At 56.0% G+C, this 17,220-nt stretch carries 8 protein-coding genes; 2 read left to right on the top strand and 6 right to left on the bottom strand.

The annotated features are described in order from the left end of the window. From BUC22_RS06670 to BUC22_RS06655, 4 genes are all read right to left on the bottom strand, one after another. On the bottom strand, positions 1-543 hold the full coding sequence (locus tag BUC22_RS06670; RefSeq protein WP_013379554.1) for a hypothetical protein: 543 nt from the start codon (positions 541-543) through the stop codon (positions 1-3). A 21-nt stretch (positions 544-564) separates the two neighbouring features. Next, complete coding sequence (locus BUC22_RS06665; RefSeq protein ID WP_013379553.1) at positions 565-1,032, bottom strand: hypothetical protein; 468 nt, start codon at positions 1,030-1,032, stop codon at positions 565-567. 9 nt (positions 1,033-1,041) lie between these two features. Continuing rightward, complete coding sequence (locus BUC22_RS06660; protein ID WP_073382619.1) at positions 1,042-4,317, bottom strand: beta strand repeat-containing protein; 3,276 nt, start codon at positions 4,315-4,317, stop codon at positions 1,042-1,044. A gap of 259 nt (positions 4,318-4,576) precedes the next feature. After that, entirely contained in the window at positions 4,577-5,488 is a 912-nt protein-coding gene (locus BUC22_RS06655; RefSeq protein ID WP_013379551.1) for a tyrosine-type recombinase/integrase, read from the bottom strand. Between the two features lie 250 nt (positions 5,489-5,738). Between BUC22_RS06655 and BUC22_RS06650 the strand changes: the two genes are divergently transcribed. Continuing rightward, positions 5,739-8,045, top strand: a complete 2,307-nt coding sequence (locus tag BUC22_RS06650; protein ID WP_013379550.1) for a C1 family peptidase — start codon at positions 5,739-5,741, stop codon at positions 8,043-8,045. Positions 8,046-8,378: 333 nt separating this feature from the next. Here BUC22_RS06650 and BUC22_RS06645 read toward each other — a convergent pair whose 3' ends face one another. Together BUC22_RS06645 and BUC22_RS06640 are read right to left on the bottom strand one after the other, a co-directional pair. Then, the gene (locus tag BUC22_RS06645) at positions 8,379-11,744 is read right to left on the bottom strand and encodes a S8 family serine peptidase (protein ID WP_013379549.1); all 3,366 of its coding nucleotides are present in this window, start codon (positions 11,742-11,744) and stop codon (positions 8,379-8,381) included. A gap of 27 nt (positions 11,745-11,771) precedes the next feature. Next, positions 11,772-16,211, bottom strand: coding sequence for a chitobiase/beta-hexosaminidase C-terminal domain-containing protein (locus BUC22_RS06640; RefSeq protein WP_013379548.1), 4,440 nt, complete (start codon positions 16,209-16,211; stop codon positions 11,772-11,774). A gap of 168 nt (positions 16,212-16,379) precedes the next feature. Between BUC22_RS06640 and BUC22_RS06635 the strand changes: the two genes are divergently transcribed. Further along, positions 16,380-17,177, top strand: a complete 798-nt coding sequence (locus tag BUC22_RS06635) for a CPBP family intramembrane glutamic endopeptidase (RefSeq protein WP_013379546.1) — start codon at positions 16,380-16,382, stop codon at positions 17,175-17,177. The last annotated feature ends 43 nt before the right edge of the window (positions 17,178-17,220 follow it).

Genomic DNA, 17,220 nt, shown 5'->3' with positions numbered 1-17,220 from the left:
TTATGGGGTTGGTGCTGCGACAGTGCAGGTGAAGGTGAGAGTGCCGGTATAATCGCCGGAATGGACGGGTGCGTTTTTCAATTTGACCTTGCCATTGACAGTTTGTGTAGTGGAGGGCTTTCCTGCTTCAAAATCTTTAAAAGTTCCTCCGGTAGTGACGCCTGTTCCGGTGGTATCCACCGTATTATAGACATTGTATCCTATGATCCCGCCAGCGGCTGTGTCAATGGTAAAGGCTTCGCTCGTTCCATCGCCTTTTACTGTAACATTCAGATTTTTATCGGCTGGAATGACAACACCGGCTGCGCTGACGGTCAAATCTTTAATCAAAGCGTCACCGGTTGAATCCTTAGTCAATTTTCCGAAATCAACTTTTTCTGGAATGGTGACCGTGTAGGCATTATCGACTGCTGCGTTCACGGCTGAACCAGCGGTTGTGGCTGGCGAGACAATGGTGGGGTCTGCTGCCAGCGCGGGAGCGGCCAATGTCGCGGTGAGCAGGCAGGCAAGGGCCAGAGTGGTGAGTGTTTTTCTGATTTTCATTCTTTTATCCTCTCTTAGATTTTATTTGACGACCAGCTCGGTGTTGATGACGGCGCCGTTCATGGGGCTTTGGTCTTTCAGGCTGGTGGTGGTATAGGTGAGCGCCGCGGGGTAGGTACCGGGCGGCGGTGTGACGGTTAAGGCTGGGTTCTGGATGCCGGTGCCGGGTTTAAATTTGCCGGAATGCCAGAGCTCTTCGCCGGTGTCGGTCCGTGTGAGGGTGAGCTCAAAGGTGCAGCGGTTGCCCTCGGGGTTTTGGAACACGGTGTTCACCGTACCGGTGGCGCTGTCCACAGTTAAGGTGGGATAGCCGGGGATCTGGATGCCGTCTGGCGCGGTCTGTCCGGCTGGGGTGGGCGTCAGGGCGACCACGTTGGGCTCCAACGCCAACGGGTCGGGACGATGGGTCACCAGCCAGGCGATCACGCCGCCCGCAGCGGTCAGCAGTACCAGCAGCACAATAATCAGGATGTTTGTCTGTTTTTTCATGAGCTCCTCCTACTTGCTGTCCACCACGTTGACGGTGAAGGTCAGGGTGCCGGTGTAGCTGACGCTGTACTTGATCTGGGTTTGGTCGAGGCGCAGGGTGCCGGATTGGGCGCTTGGTAAACTGCCGCCCGCGGCTTTTTCCCATTTATTTACAAGGGTCGCCCCTGCGGCATCTAAAGCACTACCTGTGGCACTGGCGCCTTGATAGACCTGATAATTCAGGGTGTCGCTTGAATCTGAACCGGTCAGCTGATAATCAGTGCCGGTGCTGGGACTGGTGCCGCCGTCTTTCACCATGACGCTCAGGCCGCGGCCGTCGGTCAGGTTGGTGAGGGTTGTCGGTATGACTTCAAAGGTTTTGTCGTTGTACTGCCCGCTCCCCGCTGGCTGGTAGGTTGGGCTGTCAAAATCCACTTTTTCCGGGATGGTGATGGTGTAGGTGGGCGGGGGCAGGAGGGTGGCGGTGTAGGTATTGGCCCGTGCCGCACTGTTTCGTTGGTAGTTCCGGCTGTAGGTGGTGCCGTCGTGGGTGACGGCAATTTCCGGATTGGTGGTGTTATTTGGCAGATAGAAATAGAGCTTGCCGCCATCCATAGTGGTGACATCTGTAGTGCCATAGTTGGTGGCGCCGTCAATGGTGACTTCATTCTCCACAGCAATTTCCATGCTTTGGCCGCCCTCGCCTACGGTGAGCGTGTTGAGATAGACGTCGTTCCCACTTCCGTCTGTCAGGGTGCCAGATCCGGAGCCGTTGGTGCCGTGGCCGATGGCTTCTGCGCCACTACCACCCATCGCCGCAATGCTGCCGCCGGTAATTTTGACATCTTCCCCAGATACCTGATAGCCACCGCCGATGCCCGCCGCACTGTCGCCGCCCGTGGCCGTAACGGTACCACCGCTGATGGTGACCGTTCCAAAATCGCTGCTGGTGTATTGGTCGCCGGTGCCGATGCCCGCCCCGTCGCCTTTAGCTACGACGCTGCCGCCGTTGATGGTGACCGCTCCGCCGGCTCCGCGATATCCTCCGCCGATGCCCGCCGCACTGTTGCAGCCAGCGGCCGTGACCTTGCCGCCGTTGATCGTGATATCTCCACCTGCACCGCTGGCTCCACCGCCAATACCGGCTCCGCCGCCTGTGCCTTGTCTCGATACAGCAATGGCATCGATTATACCGCCGTTGATGGTGACGGTACCGCCGGCTTTGTTATTACCGCCGCCGATACCCGCTGCAGCGTCAGCTCCGGTGGCAGTGAGTCTTCCCGTGTCGGGCACGCTGTCAATGGTGACGGACGCGCCTTCCGGCACGCCCAGTCCGGCAGCGAATGAGCCGCTCTTCAGGGTATTGCCACCTGAAAGCATCAGATTGACGTCCGCGCCTGTGCCCGCGCCTGTGCCTGCCTGGATACTAAAGGCGCAGGCATACGATTGGCTGTTCACGTCGATATTGACCCCGTTCAGGGTGATGGTCTTTTCCGTACCGCTCACCGGGTTACCGTTGTAGTCGCCCATGACAGTGACTGTGTTGGCAGTGGCTGATTCGGCTGTACCGCCGGTCAGGGTGTAATCGCCGGTGTAGGTCTTTTTGGCGCTTTCATTCGCGCTGCCTCCACGCATATAGCCGTCGCCCCAGATGTACAGGTTGCCTGAGCCCTGGGACAGGTCGATGTCGCCGGCAAAGGGTTTGAGCGTGGCTGAACCGCTTACACTCCCCTCATATCCTGTGCTGTCCGCGGTGACGGTGACCGGGGTGCCGTCCGTGATACTGTTGGGCAGGTAGAAATACAGCTTGCCCTCAGTGTCGGTGCGCACGTCCTTGATGCCGTAGGTGGGGATTGTAAAAGCATCGATAGCCGTATCCGTAACGGGACTTCCGCTACTATCCTGTAAGGTGAAGGTTTTGAGGGTGACGCTGTTGCCCTTGCCGTCTGTCAGGCTACCGCCACCGGCGCCGCCGTACGCTCCTCCTCCACCGATGCTAGATGCCTTGACGCTGCCGCCGGTGATAATGACGTCAGCGCCTTTTCCATCCCGGCCGCCGCCGATTCCCGCCGCGTAGTCGCCGCCCTTGGCGACGACCTTGCCGCCGCTGATGGTGACCTTGCCGCCAGCTTCCTTATTACCGCCTCCGATACCGGCTCCGCTCAGTCCATTTCCGGTGCCGCCTGTGGCGATGACCATACCGCCGCTGATGGTGACGTTTTTACCGGCTTCTCCATTGTTGCCGCCAATACCGGCAGCAGTGCTGCCGCCGTTGGCCGTGACACTGCCGCCGCTGATGGTGACATCGCTGTTGATGGCGGCTTTTTCATTTTCGCCACTAGCGGTAAGCGTCCCCCCGCTCACATTGAGGGTGCCGCCTTTGATGCCAGTCTCTGCTGTAACTTTGCCGTTCGTTACGGCAAGCGTGTTGGCCGTGATATTATGGGTATCAACGGTACCGCCGCTAACCGTCACCGAACCGGTGCCGCCGATGTTCTCACCTGTAGTCACCGTACCGCCGGTAATCGTTACCGTACCGGTGCCACTATTGATGTTTTTTCCAACCTTGACCGTACCGCTGCTAATTGTCATCAAACCGGAGCTGCTGATGTTCTCACTTGTGGTCACCGTACCGCCGCTAATCGCCACCGCAGTGGATCCACCTCCGATGCTGTTGGCCTCGACCTCGCCACCTTTGATCTCGACTGTTTGGTCGCCTTTATCACCCCAGCCGCCAATACCCATAACGCCGGTGGCCTTGACACTGCCGCCAGTGATGGTAATCTTACCGCATGAGTCATAATTGCCGAAGCCGATACCTGCCCCCACACTACCGCTGGTCGCCGTGAGGCTGTCTTTGCCGGCCGTGCCGCCGATGGTGAGGGCCGCGCCCTCCGGCACAAACAACCCGCCACCGTATCTGTTTTTCAAAGTATTCTCGCCTGACAGCGTCAGATTGACGCTCGCGCTTGTCTGGATATTAAAGGCGCAGGAAGACGATCCCCCACTCACCTCGATGTTAACCCCGCTCAGGGTAATGCTGGCATTTCCAGCGACCACAATGCGATTGCCGGTAGCCGTGCCGGGGTTGGTATTTTTGATGGTCAGATTCGCGCCGCCGTTGACGGTGAGCACACCGCTTGTGCTATCATAGCTATAATCTGTCCCCAACGTTCCACCCGTCACGGTAAAGTCGCCGGTTTCGCCCGCTGCCTTTACCTCTGTTGACCACAAAAACATTGCAGCCAGGGCGCAGAAAAATACGGCGGTGAGCAGGAGCCGCTTGTCTTTGAGCTTTGCCTTCATCTTCTATATCCTCTCTTGATCTCTCAGGTTATTTTAAGCTTTTTCAGGAATTTACGCCGTTAAGTTGGGAACTTAACGACAGCTTAAAGAGAATACTGATGTTTATTTCAAAAAACCTCCCCTATTTAGGGGTGGCTTAATTTCCTATTTTGTTTTTTATTTAACACTTGCAGATTTCTCACCCTTATGCTATTCTATTAATAATATTACTTATATTTTTGCCGTTAAGTTCCCAACTTAACGGCATTTTTTATTGCATTTAAAAATATTCGTTGATCTTTTCCATCTGCTCCCGCTTGAGCTTTGTCGCGCTGTGGCTATAGCAGTTCATGGTAAAGGCCACGCTGCTGTGGCCCAGCAGGTCGGACACGGTGCGCATGTCGGCGCCTGCCTCCAGGGCCCGGGTGGCGAAGCTGTGGCGCAGGCTGTGGAAGGTGACGCCTGAGCTCAGGCCGTGCTCGGCTTTCAGCTTATCGAAGCGGCGCTCGATGGTGCGCGGATCGTAGGCGCTGCCGCCCGGCGCGGCGATGAGGGGCGCGGCGGCTGGTTGCCCCTCGCGGTCTTCCATGTATCGGGCCAGTACTGCGACAAAGGCTCTGGGCAGGGGGATGTCCCGCCGGCTGCGCCGGGTTTTGGGCGTGGTATTCTTAAGGGGGGTGTGGCCGTCATGGCCGTCATAGACGCGCTGGCTGTTGCGCCGCACCCGCAGGACGGCGGCCTCCAGATCGATGTCTTTGTGCCGCAGGCCGGCCACCTCGCCCAGGCGCAGCCCGGTGGCCAGTGCCAGCAGCACGGCCATGTCCAGCGGGGCGGCGCTCTGTCTGAGCCGGGCGGTCAGGGCTTTCTGCTCGCTGTAGGTGAGCACTTCCTTTTCCTTTGGTTCCATGGTTATTTTGGGCATGTTGGACGCTTCGGCCAGCCCCTTTGCCTCGGCCTCCCTCAGGATGGTGTGCACATAGGTGAGGATATCCCGCACGGTTTTATGGGCCAGGCGCTCGGCCAGCTGCACACTGAAGGCTGGCAGCATGGCCCCCACCTCACTTATGGGGATATTCCCCAGAGAGGGCAGGATGTGAGCGCGCTCATAGCTTCGGTAGGTCTTGAGGCTGCTGCTCTTCACCTTTGGCACACGCCGGGACAGCCATTCTTTCATGGTTATTTTTTCGATCATTTGATCAGGCTCCTTTACTTTTTATCTGCCTTTGGACCGTTATACCCAAATGGCTTTTAACTTCATAATTTTTCCGGACACAAAATTAATCATGTACCTCCATTGTATCTTCATGTTTTTCTTAATTCTTAAGTTTTCTTTTTCTTGTACGACCGTTTACATAATAAAATGACTGTTTACATAATCACTGTTTACTCCTGATATTGGTTATATTAGAATAGAATTAACCGTTATCAGAAAGGAAATAGATATGAAAAAGAAACATTTGATCAGTCGGATTGTCGGTTTGGCACTTGCCGCAGCCCTGGCCCTGCCGGGCGCATCGGTTTTTGCGTCTGCTCTGCCTGAAGGGGCGGGCCTCTCCATGAATCTGGAACAGCACGGCGGTATTGTGATGGATATGGACAATCTGCCCAGTACTTCATCTGCACCCGTTCAAAACCGAATGGGCTATCCAGATAAATATGATCTGAGAGAAAAAGGCTTTTCCACCCCGGTAAAGTTCCAGAACCCCTGGGGCGCCTGCTGGGCCTTTGCGGGCATCAGCTCTGTGGAATCCAACCTTTTATCTGAAGGCAAAGCCTCCGCAGGTATCGATTTGTCTGAAAAGGCTGCGACCTGGTTCACCTATCAGGCGCAGAACACAACGCCTGAAAACAAGGAAGGAACCACCATTGTCTCAAAGAACGCCAATGAGCTATACGATGCAGGCGGCAATTTCTACGGGTTTGGCGCTCAGCTTTCTACCTGGTATGGGGCCAGCACAGAGAAGGAAATCCCATATCAAGGCGCTCAGGGAAATACCGTTATGGGTAAAGTCCCCAGCCATGATGGCAGCCTCTACGATGTCTCTTATTTTGACCCGAAAGACGACTGGTCTGTCCCTTACAGCCAGATCAATGACAATGCCTACCATCTGGAGGATATGGAGCTAATCATGGGCGCAGTAAACAGGGAATCCGGCAGCACCGATATGACCCAGGTTGGTGCTGTCGTAAACGCAGTCAAGGATAAAATCATGAGCAACGGAGCCGTCGCGGTAATGTTTAACGCTGACGAATCTAAGCCGGAGGATGTTACCGAAGAAAATCCCTCTCCCAGCCCTTACTTTAAGCGCGATACAAGCGCCTACTACCATGATACCTTTATGGCTCCCAACCACGGCGTGAGCATTGTGGGGTGGGACGACACTTTTACAGCCAATTCTGAGAATTTCACCACTGTACCGCCAGGAGCCGGTGCGTGGATTGTCAAAAATAGCTGGAGCGACAAATGGGGCACTGATGGGTATTTTTACCTGTCCTACTATGACGCCACTATGACCATGTACGCCAGCTGCACAGCCGACAGCGGCGAAATGGGCCTGTATGACTATGACAACAACTATCAGTACGACTATTTAGGTAACAAGAACGCCATTGCTGTAAATATTGATACGTTTGTCGGACAAATTGCTAAAGCCCAGAATATTCCTCTGAAGGTTGCCAACATTTTCACGGCGGACAAGGCTGAGGTCTTAAAGGCTGTGTCCCTTACCGCCAATGACGCCAACGCGACGGTTACCACGGAGATCTACCGCGTGCCAGATACCAGCAGTCCTATTTCTGGCGCTCCTGTATATACTCAGGAGGACACGTTCTCAAATACGGGCTACTACACCCTTGAGCTCCGATCTGAAACGCCTATTAGCTTAAAGGCCGGCGAGCATTTCTCCGTTGTCCAGACCATTACCTATCCAGACCACGACGGTGTCCCCATTGAGATAGGGTTGAAAAATGCTGCACCGGTTGATGTTAAGGACAAAAACGGGCAGACCGTCTACACTTACTATACTCAGCAGACAGCGACCAATGCGCCTGGACAGAGTTTTGTCTACGGCCTTAACACCTTGTTTACTGATCAGGCTGAAGCGCCGGTGCCGGTATGGAAGGATATTACCGATGAAACCATTACTAACGCATTTCAGGTGATACCTATTGGTGGGGATAACAAGGCCTACCCTGGTAATGTTATGATCAAGGCCTTTACAGTCGATCAGGACACGGCTCCGGCGGTCACTCTGGGCGGCGAGTCCTTTGACGCCCAGGGACAATCCCTCGGCAGCCAGAACGTCACCGACCTGGCCGCAGCCATCAGCCTGCCCAAGGGCGCGGCAGCCTTTAGCCTGAGCGCACAGACAGAGAATGGCGAGGCAGTTATTACAGTGGGCGGCGAGGCCTATGAGGAGGGCACAAAGCTTGACGCAGCAGTGCTAAACACCCCAGGTGCTGTGACCGTTGATACCACCTCGGCGCCCCGCGGCAACAACGGCGCTCATTATGTGCTGAATATGGCCGTAACCCCAGACACGCCTTCCGGCGGCGACCCCGGCACCGGTGAAGGCTCCGGCGCCACGCCCCCAGCCAATGATAACGGACAGAATGTTACCAGCGGCGGCAAAAACGTGGGAACAGGGCTCTTCGACACCACAGCAGGCATGGGTCTGACCATCGCGGCCGTCCTCCTGTTGGCAGCCAGCGGCGGCTTTATCCTCTACCGCAGAAACAGAAAAGCTTAACAGCTTTATGGATTAAGACATAAAAACAGCCCGGTTTTCACTATGTGGAAAACCGGGCTGTTTGCGCGTCTGAAAGGCTGTCAGGCAGATCAAACAGCTCGGGGGCAGACCCCGGGGCGTGGTTCCCTACCTTCAGGACTCCATACTCGCTTTGATTTCTTCTATTTCTTTTTCGCTTAAATCGGTGGCCCGGGCAATAAACGGAATCGGATGGTTCATCCGCACTAGTCTGCGTGTTTTTGAATAAAGGCTTCCAGTTTCTGCCGATTCTTTATTGACATGTAGGGCACGACGCCCCGTCGTGCCGCGGGGGCTGCCTGACGGCTTAATTCCCTACATAAACTTTCTCCAAAGGGCCAATCCTGCCAGGGCGACGAGTGTGAGCAGGGCGGCGGCCAGAGCTGTCTGCTGTCCGGTGAGGCCAGTGCCTGCATTGTCCCCGGGGTTCTGGCTGCTGTTGGCCGGGGGTTCGGACGGCGCCGGTTTCACACTGGGGGATGGCTCCGGATCGACGGGCTCTTCCGGCTCGGCCGTATCCGCGGCCATACGCTTAAAGACAAGGCTGGAGGTGTCTGAGGCGGACGCCATCACATAGTAATGTCCGCTGTAGGCGATGCCCCTGTAAAAAGTGCAGGACGCGGTGGGATAAAAACTGTCTTGTATGAAGACTGCCCCATCCGGGCTCATGCCGATGGTGTCCTGGCTGCTCTCGCTGGTACTTCTGTACCCTGTGATCAGGGCGCCGCTTTTGGTGCCGCCAAGAGCAGTGGTTCCGGTGGGCGCGGTATTCTCAGGTATGATGGTTTCCGCCCAGTTCTGACCATCGTACCGCCAGGTTTTTCTGACATCGATGAGCATGTATCCAACCAGCTGACTATACCCGTTGATGATAAGCTGCTCCCGGTCTGCACCGCCGACAGTAATATTGACATTGGACATTTTCTCGGGCAGGCAGGCGCCTTCCATTTGGCTGAGGCTGCCGGTTTCTGGATCGAGGGCATACAGGCCCGCGGTATCGGCAGCCTCCCATGGGTTTAGGCCGCCGACAATAACCAGCCTGTTCTGATAATTGATGAGGCCGCCGCACAAAGGATAATGGGTATCCACCCGATGGCCTTCATTCCAGGCGCCGGTTTCGGGGTCATAGGTATAAACCCACTGTTCGCCGCTGTCCTCGTCTGGCTGGTACTCACCCAAGGCGTATAATTTTCCCTCCCATGCGCAGAAGCCATTTAAATTATAGGGGACGTCTGGCAGACTGGCAAGCTTTTGCCAGACATTGCCCGGAATATCGTAGCACCAGAGCTCTGTGGCGTAATCGGTGATTCCGGCATAGTTGGATTCGTTGAATATGTCACTTCCCAGATAGTAGAGCTTCTGGCCTGTGGCGGCCATAAAACCGCCGGCAGTGCCTGCTTTTTCGAGTATGGAGCCCGTGTAATCCGGAGACTCGGCAGGCAGGGCCAGCGCCTGGAAGGCGGACTGGGCCGGACTGGCTGTAAATGAATGATAGCTTCTTCCCAAGCTGCCGTCTGACCGGGTGACGCGCACCTCGGTCATGCCCTCGGCTTCAAAACCCTCGGGCAGGGCTGCGGTGATATGGGTATCGGACCAGCTGGTAACGGTGGCTTCTGCACCGCCGATTTCTACCCTGCCCTGATCCTCGCCAAAGAAATAGCCGTCGATGGTAAGGCTGCCGGTATCCTGCACAAAATGTCTGGGCGCTGGATCGGGGTTCTGCCAGGCCTTGGCTGTGTCCAGGCTGCCGCCGCTGATACACTGGCTGTTCATGGCTGCGTTCAGGCTCCGATTGGCTCCGCCGCTGATCCGTGCGCTGATTTTTCCGGCGTCCTCATCGGGATAGGCGGCGGACAGCAGGGCAACCGCACCCGTAACCGCGGGCGCTGCCATGGAGGTGCCGCTCATGGTGCCGTAAGGCACCTTACGGCTGCCGATACCTACGGTGTCCATATAGGTGGGGACATTGGTGTCGGAAGCTTCATACAAATCGATCTCGATCTGGAAGGGGGTGTCCACCCACCCGGCTTCAAGCGCTGCCGTGTTGTTAACCCAGTCGCCATCGGTGATGGAGAGAACGCTGCCATCCTCATTGTAAAAGCCGGCGCAATTATAAAGCTTTGGCGTGTAGGTCTTTTGATCTGCAAGGTTGTGAATATAAACCTCAACGGCGCTGAAATCCGAGGCGGTAGCTGTAAAGGAGAGACTCAGCCCTTCCTGCGGCGCCCCCAGGGTAATGGGGGCGGAGATGATCCGGGTGACTTTCTGCTTCCCTGGGTTTATGTCCAGGGCGCTGGCGCCATAGGCCACCTTATCCGGCCCGGCTGCGATAAAAGGCTCGCCCAGCTTGTATTCCTTCGTATCATCATAAGCATAGAAGGTAAGGGCGTTGCCATTGGCGTCTGGGATATCGGCCTTGTCGGTGGCACTGTTTTCTTTCTCGAAGCCTGTATAAACAAGACTGTCCCGGCTCAGCAGGCTGTTGTACTCTGCCTTATCCTGAGGAAGGGTGGACAGGGCACGGACGCCGGGGGCATAAATGTCGGTGCTGTAGGCGCCGTAATTGGAAAAGGAGGCGGGACGACCGTACTCATCCATGGCGTTGACATTGAGGGCGTAGGGGCTCTGGGCTGAAGAGAGGCTGGTGCGCGGATTTTCGTCCGTGTTCTGGGCATTATTCCCCGAAGAAAAAACCGAGACGACGCCCTTTTTCCCCAGCTCATCCACAGCGGCCCTGACGGCGCTACTGATATATACGCCGCCCCAGGAATTGTTGACAGCCCTGAGGTTTACTCCCAGATCACATGCCTTGGACAGGTAAGCGTAGGCCCTGACGGCCCAGCCCACATTGCCGTTTCCGTTCTGATCCAGATATTTGAGGGCCATGAGGCGCAGATCAGCACAGACACCCTGGGTTCCCTGGCTGTTCCAGGACGCGCCGATAACGCCTGCACAGTGGGTGCCATGTCCGTTGTCGTCACTGGTGTTCCGGGTATCGTCATAGTTGGCGTTGGTGACCATGCCGTACGCTCCCCCGCCCATGGCGGCAAGCTCAGGGTAATCAAGCCCCCTGTCCCACATCTGCGGGGCCAGATCGGGGTGGGTGGCGTCGATGCCTGAGTCGATAACGGCCACCACAACCTCCTCGCTGCCCTTCTCACCAGACTGGTACAGCGGCGCGATATTCAGGTCGGCGTGATTCTGGCGCCTGTTGGCAAGCCCCCACTGCTGGGCGCTCATATCCTCATAGGTGTTTTCATCCACGGCGTTTGCCTTCAGGATGTAATTGGGCTCGGCAAAGCGCACGGCCGGGTTTTCACTCAGTTGCTCAATGAGGGTTTCGGTGCTGCTGCCGTCCTGTGTTTTGACAAGGACAAGCGTGTCTTCTGTCTGGGGCTCTGCGGCGCGCAGCATCGCCGGGACGGCTTCTCCTGCGTTCTGGCTACTGTCCAGGTTCATGAGGGTCTCAGCGCTGTAGGAGGGCCCGGCGCTTCGGCGCTGGGCTCTGCCAGATAAGGCTCCGGCTCCGCCGCTCACGCAGACAATGGCCTCGCCCTCCACATAGTCGGTTCCCGGGGTTCCGTAGTCTGCCGGACTGCTCTCCTGCGCCAGGGCTGGCAGTGGCAGGGCTGAAAATGCCATGAGCAGGCTGAGCAGTATGCCTAAAAATCGTTTCTTCATTTCTTCTCCTTAATGACGGTATTCATTCTATTGTTTTTTATAGGCCAGACCGCAGATCGCAAACAGTGCCAGCAGCCCTGCGCACAGGGCTGCGGACAGGGTGCTGTCCTGAATAATGCCGGTTTTTGGGCTGTCTGCTCCCGGGTTGATGGCCGGGGTGCCCTTGACGGTGACCTCGGCGGTGGCAACGGCGGTGCCTGCTTTAGCGGTGATGGTGGCCTTACCGCCGGAGATGGCAGTAACGTTGCCGTCTGCGTCCACGTTGGCAATTTCGGGGTGGTCGCTTTCCCAGAGCACGGTTTTATTCACAGCGCTCTTGGGGCCGGTCTGGGCGGTGAGCTTTCCGGTTTCGCCCTTGTTCAGGGTGAGGGCGGCCGGGCTGATGCTCAGGGTTTCCACGCCCTGGGCGGTGATGGTGATGGTGCAGCTGGCTGTAACGGTCATGTCGGCATCGCTGGCTGCGGTCAGGGTGACCACACCGGGCTTTAAGGCGGTGAGCACTGGAACGCTCTCGCCGTTCTGGCTGAAGGTGCTGTCCAGGCGCACACTGTCCACATCCCCGGTTACACTCCAGTTGATCCGGGTGCTTGACGGGCTGTCGGCCCCGGTGAGGCGGGCGGTCAGGGTGACGGGCTGCTCTGGTGCGTCTTTTGTGAGCAGGACGTTTTTTTCACTGTCGCTCAGGCTGATGCCAGTGGGGTAGTCGGTGGCAAAGCCGCCGGTCCGGGCGATGTTGTTTTCGACACAGGCGGTGGCCGCGAAGGTCCAGCAGGCGGATGTGGCTCCCTGATTACGCACCGGGGTAAGGGTGCTGGTATCCCTCAGGTCAAACCTGGCGGGCAGATCTCTCGCTGGGGCCTGGGCGCTGCCGGAGTCTTTGATGGAAAGGGCCACCGCGCCGTTGACGGAGGCGGTATCCTCCCCGGTGATCTCGACATTCTGCAATGCTCCCTCAGGAAGTGTCTGCGAAGCCGCCTCTGTTTTCTGGTCTGCCGCTTCGGTGTTTATGCCGCTTTCGGTATAGGCGTGGGTATTGACGTCACAGGTATAGGCTCGGATATTGGGGAAGATGGTTTTTTTTCCAACGTCCTCGGTCATACCGTTTAAGGTTATGAAGGCCACATCGCTCCTGGGCTGTACCCCGCTGGTGGTTCCCTCTTTTCTCAGGCTGACGCCAATGCTGGTGCTCTGTCCCGGTACGGTACTCTCAACCCTCACGTTAATGTCAAAGGTGCCGCCCTGTGGGATGGTAATGGACTGGTTCAGCCGTTCGGTGTAGAAGCCTGGGTATTTCTTGACGCCCTCGGCCACTTTTTTCGTCTCGCCGTTCTGGGTCACGCTGATCTCGTACCTTGTATTGGCTGTGCCGGTCACAAAGGACACGGCTTTTAGTAGCTCTGGCGCTTCCTTTTCGTTGACAAACCGCTCGGTGGCTGTGAAGGCATCGCCCAATGTCCAGAAATCAAAAGTGCCGTAAGGATCGTTGATGTACTGGTGGTTATAGTTGTCGGGCATATCGTCGGCCATGTAGACGGTCGGGTTATTGTTCAGCATAAAGGCATCCTCGTAAGACAGGTAAAAGTACCCCTGCTCACCTGCGTTATCGCCCCAGGAATTTTTAACAATAAAGGCTCCGTCACTTTCGGGCTGCGGGATGCTTACATCTTCGTAGCCCCAGGCTTTTGCCAGCTCTGGGCATCCCTTGAAATTCTCTTTACTGTAGGCATCGTCCCAGCCCACAATGGTGACGATGTGGCCGCCGTCGTGACCCTTTATTTCATAATCGTAGTTATTCTTATCTACGTACAGGTTTACCTTGTCCAGGGTCCAGTAGGCATTGGCAGACATGATGTAGATATCGGCCGCGCCGTAGCTGTACACGGCGTTTTTAATGTGCTCGATGCTGCTCTGACGTTGGTCATTGGGCAGGTACAGTGCGTTCTGGACATGGTACTCGGCCTGTCCGGAATGGTTCTGATAATTAAAAGGGCCGGTTTCACTAAAGGGATCCAGTCTTTCACTGACAGGCCCGTTCCAATGGGAATAATAGGCCATGGACATGAGGAAATGTCCGCCGCCCTCTAAGCCCCAATCCCAGGCGTAGTCGCTGCCGGTGTCACTTTTATCGGTCAAGGCTGTGAGCATGTTCATCTCGGACATATCCAGGCTTTTAACTGCGCTTTCCTCCATCTCTCTGGTCAGGCTTAAGGTATAGGGCTGAACCTCGGAGGCGCTGCCGTCCATGCCGGCTACCTTTACCAGGTATCTGCCCGAGGCCGCCTTGTAGCGGATACTCTGGCTCTTTCCCGCATAGGCGGATTCCTTGAGGATATTGCCCTTTTCGTCGCAGAGGGTCAGGCTGAAGGATGCGCCGTCGGGCGGTGTCAGGGTCAGGCTGAGCTTTGCGCTGTTTTCCAGTGTAAAGGCGTAAACATCTACATCCTCGGGATTGTGGATGGTGCCCTCAAGCCTGCCTGGAAAGCTGAATGCTGTGGCGGCGGTGATGCTGTTGTTGGGCTCATAGCGGTCACCTATCCCCTGGCCGGCTTCATAGGCAAAGGTGCGCACGTCGCCGGGCAGCACATCGCTGCGGCCGGGCATCAGGCTGCCGACTTTGAGGGTGGTGGTCTGGCTGATGGTGACGGGTCCGGTATAGACGGCTCCGTTGGTGGCCGAAGGCTCGCTGCCGTCTACGGTATAGCGGATTTCTGCGCCCGGCGTCGCGCAGCTCAGGGTAACCGGGGTGCCGGTTTCTACCCGCCCCGAAGGCACACTGGCACTGACGGCGCCAGTCTTAACCTGATATTCCCAGGTGCTCACCGGGGAATAATTTCCACTGCTCTGTACTGTACAGGCCTTGAGCGTGGTCTTTTGGGTCATGGTGATGGGCTCGGTATATTCCATGCCGTTTTTGACCGGATCGCTGCCGTCCAGGGTGTAACGGATCTCGGCGTTTTCATCGGCAGTACTCAGACGAACGGTGTCACCATAAAGCAGTATGCCTGAACGGGGTTCGGCAGCAGCTCCTTCCATGATTTCAGTAGTGATGCCCGCAAAGTGAACATTGGGGCCGAAGGCCACAGGGGTGACGCTGTCGTCGCCCTTAATCAGGCTCCAGCTGGCCGCGCCGCCGCCGGGCAGGGCTTCTGGGGCATTTGGTGTCTGGAACAGCCGACCGACCTGCACGCCGTCCAGGTTTGAGGGCTCCTGGGCGTTGCCGGAAAGGCTGTAGGGCCCGGAGGGCTCTCTGAGGTACAGGGCCAGGTTATAGTTGGTGATGAGTTCATCCATATCGGCCACTGTTTTTCCTTCGCCCATGTAACCAATGGAAACAAGGGCGTCTTCGATATCTTTAAGCCTGGTACTGCCATCATTGACATCTGTGATGGTCTGATAGATACTGTCGCCTCCGCCTTCCAGATCCTGGGTCTGGTGAGCCAGATACCGGCCAAAAAGGTACCAGCTGCCGTAGGGGATTCCAGCCTCGCTCCCACCTGGGACATACCATTCTTTAAAGATAAAAGGATGTGTGTACCCTTTGTCCTGTGTCCAATTGATGAAGGCTGGCACCTCATAGACGGTTTCGGTGCTGGCCAGCCCGGCGATGGCAATGGCGCTCTGGGAAAAGGTCTCGTTAAGCCAGCTGTCGCTGTCGCCTCCGGTCTGGGCATAGTTGATGAGGTGCTGGAGCTCGTGGGCCAGGGTGGACAGTGTGGTCATAACATTGGATGTGTTCTTAATGTTCATGTTCAACATATCCATCACATTGCCGGTAGCCCACTCGGCCTGCTCTTTTGTGTAGAGATCAGCCGCATAGAAATAGCCCGCATTGCCGTCCATGGGGTAGAATATAAAGGCGGTTTTGCCGTCCTGGTCTACGTCTGCATTGCTCCATCCACCAAAAGCATTCTCCAGCGGATCGTGGATGAGGGTATCGATGGCATCGGCGTAATCCTGGGCAGCTTCATCGCTCAGCTGGTCGCGGTGGGCGGTATCCCGCCAGATGGTACAGGTTTTTCCGACGGCGGCCACCTCGGCGGTAAAGCTGCCGCTGCCGTCTGCGTAATAATCGGAATAGATGGTTTTGGTGTCCCCTGTTTTATATTCCTCTGGCTGAGCGTTTCTGGGCTCTGGCGCCCGGGAAAGTTCCGGGTAATCATGCTGTGGCAGTGCCATGGTCAGGCAGCGCGCGTCCCTGTTTTCCGGCTCTTCGATGTGTGTGCTGTCTGCTGTGCTTCCCGGTCTTCTCCCGAATGCACTGGATGGAATACCGGTGTTCTGTGTTTTGGCCAGCTCCTCGTCTGAGCCAATGCCCAGATTCAGGTTTTCGGCCATGATCACTTTTCCCTCGTAATTGGGGCCGGTTTTATCCACCACTGCGGCCTGCTGTGCCAGCGCTGGTGTGGCTAACAAAATGGTGAGCAGCAGGGTAAGCAGCAGAACCGTTGATGTTTTTTGCTTTTTCATCGTTTTCTCCTTATATTCATTGTTCTAAATTATTTTTATTATATCATAATTCAAACCATTTCTTTATACCGTTTAAACCGAGTAACGACCGTTTGCATAGTCTTTGTTTACAGGCCTGTTTATTTAGCATAAAATAGAAACAGATTATTGAGTAAAGGAGTGTTTCATATGGACTTACTGAAAAACGGGTGCCGCCGGCACGGTATTCTCGCTGCCCTTGTTCTCGGTGTTGCCGCCATTGCGGTTCTTTTTGGATTTGAGGTACTTTTAATCCGAGGCCTTGGGCTGCCTGGTATTTTATCGGCCACGGCCATACGCTTTATTCTGGGAGCCCTTATGATTTTACTGCTCCTGAAGCTTGAGGTTGCAGAAAAGCTGGGCTTTACCGGAAAGGGACTTGGAAAATCCCTTTTACTCGCCTGGCCCTTTTTTCTACTTTTTGCTGGCATTCTGGCACTTTCGTTTATCTCTGCCAATGTTTCGGACAAAGGGATTAGCTGGAGCTGGCTGCTGGCTCAAATTGTTTTTATGACCTCGGTTGCTTTCTTTGAAGAGCTGGTCTTTCGGGCTGGCGTGGTCAACCTTGTTAAGAACGGCCTGGGCGCCTCCCGCAGTTCATCCATCAAAACAGCGGTGATCGCCGGACTTATTTTTTCTCTGGCCCACTGCCTTAACCTCATCGGCCAGGCAGATCTCTCCTACACCCTGACTCAGGTGATCAGCAACTTTGGCATGGGCCTGTTTCTCTCCACGATTTATCTGCGCACAGGCAATCTTGTGGGGCCGATGATTTTTCACGCGGTCAATGACATTGTCCCAGCGGTGGCTGTCGAGTATCTTGCTGGCTCACCGTCTGCTTCGGCAGGCGCTGCAGGCGGTGTCAGCCCCACTGTTCTGGTCACCTTTGTGCTTTACGTGGGCCTCAGTGCCTTTTATCTGCGGCGTGTGGGTAAAAAACAATCATAAGCCACAATAAGCCACTAAAAAACCCCCGCAGTACAGCTGTACT

Origin of the sequence: Eubacterium callanderi (assembly GCF_900142645.1) — a bacterium.
GTDB lineage: Bacteria > Bacillota > Clostridia > Eubacteriales > Eubacteriaceae > Eubacterium > Eubacterium callanderi.
Note: the sequence above shows the minus strand (reverse complement) of the source record. Positions and strands in the feature narration are given on the sequence as shown.

Excerpts from the sequence above, each read along its gene's own strand:
- BUC22_RS06645 (WP_013379549.1), bottom strand. The coding sequence starts at position 11,744 with ATGAAGAAACGATTTTTAGGCATACTGCTCAGCCTGCTCATGGCATTT.
- BUC22_RS06635 (WP_013379546.1), top strand. The coding sequence starts at position 16,380 with ATGGACTTACTGAAAAACGGGTGCCGCCGGCACGGTATTCTCGCTGCC.
- BUC22_RS06665 (WP_013379553.1), bottom strand. The coding sequence starts at position 1,032 with ATGAAAAAACAGACAAACATCCTGATTATTGTGCTGCTGGTACTGCTG.
- BUC22_RS06650 (WP_013379550.1), top strand. The coding sequence starts at position 5,739 with ATGAAAAAGAAACATTTGATCAGTCGGATTGTCGGTTTGGCACTTGCC.
- BUC22_RS06670 (WP_013379554.1), bottom strand. The coding sequence starts at position 543 with ATGAAAATCAGAAAAACACTCACCACTCTGGCCCTTGCCTGCCTGCTC.
- BUC22_RS06660 (WP_073382619.1), bottom strand. The coding sequence starts at position 4,317 with ATGAAGGCAAAGCTCAAAGACAAGCGGCTCCTGCTCACCGCCGTATTT.
- BUC22_RS06655 (WP_013379551.1), bottom strand. The coding sequence starts at position 5,488 with ATGATCGAAAAAATAACCATGAAAGAATGGCTGTCCCGGCGTGTGCCA.
- BUC22_RS06640 (WP_013379548.1), bottom strand. The coding sequence starts at position 16,211 with ATGAAAAAGCAAAAAACATCAACGGTTCTGCTGCTTACCCTGCTGCTC.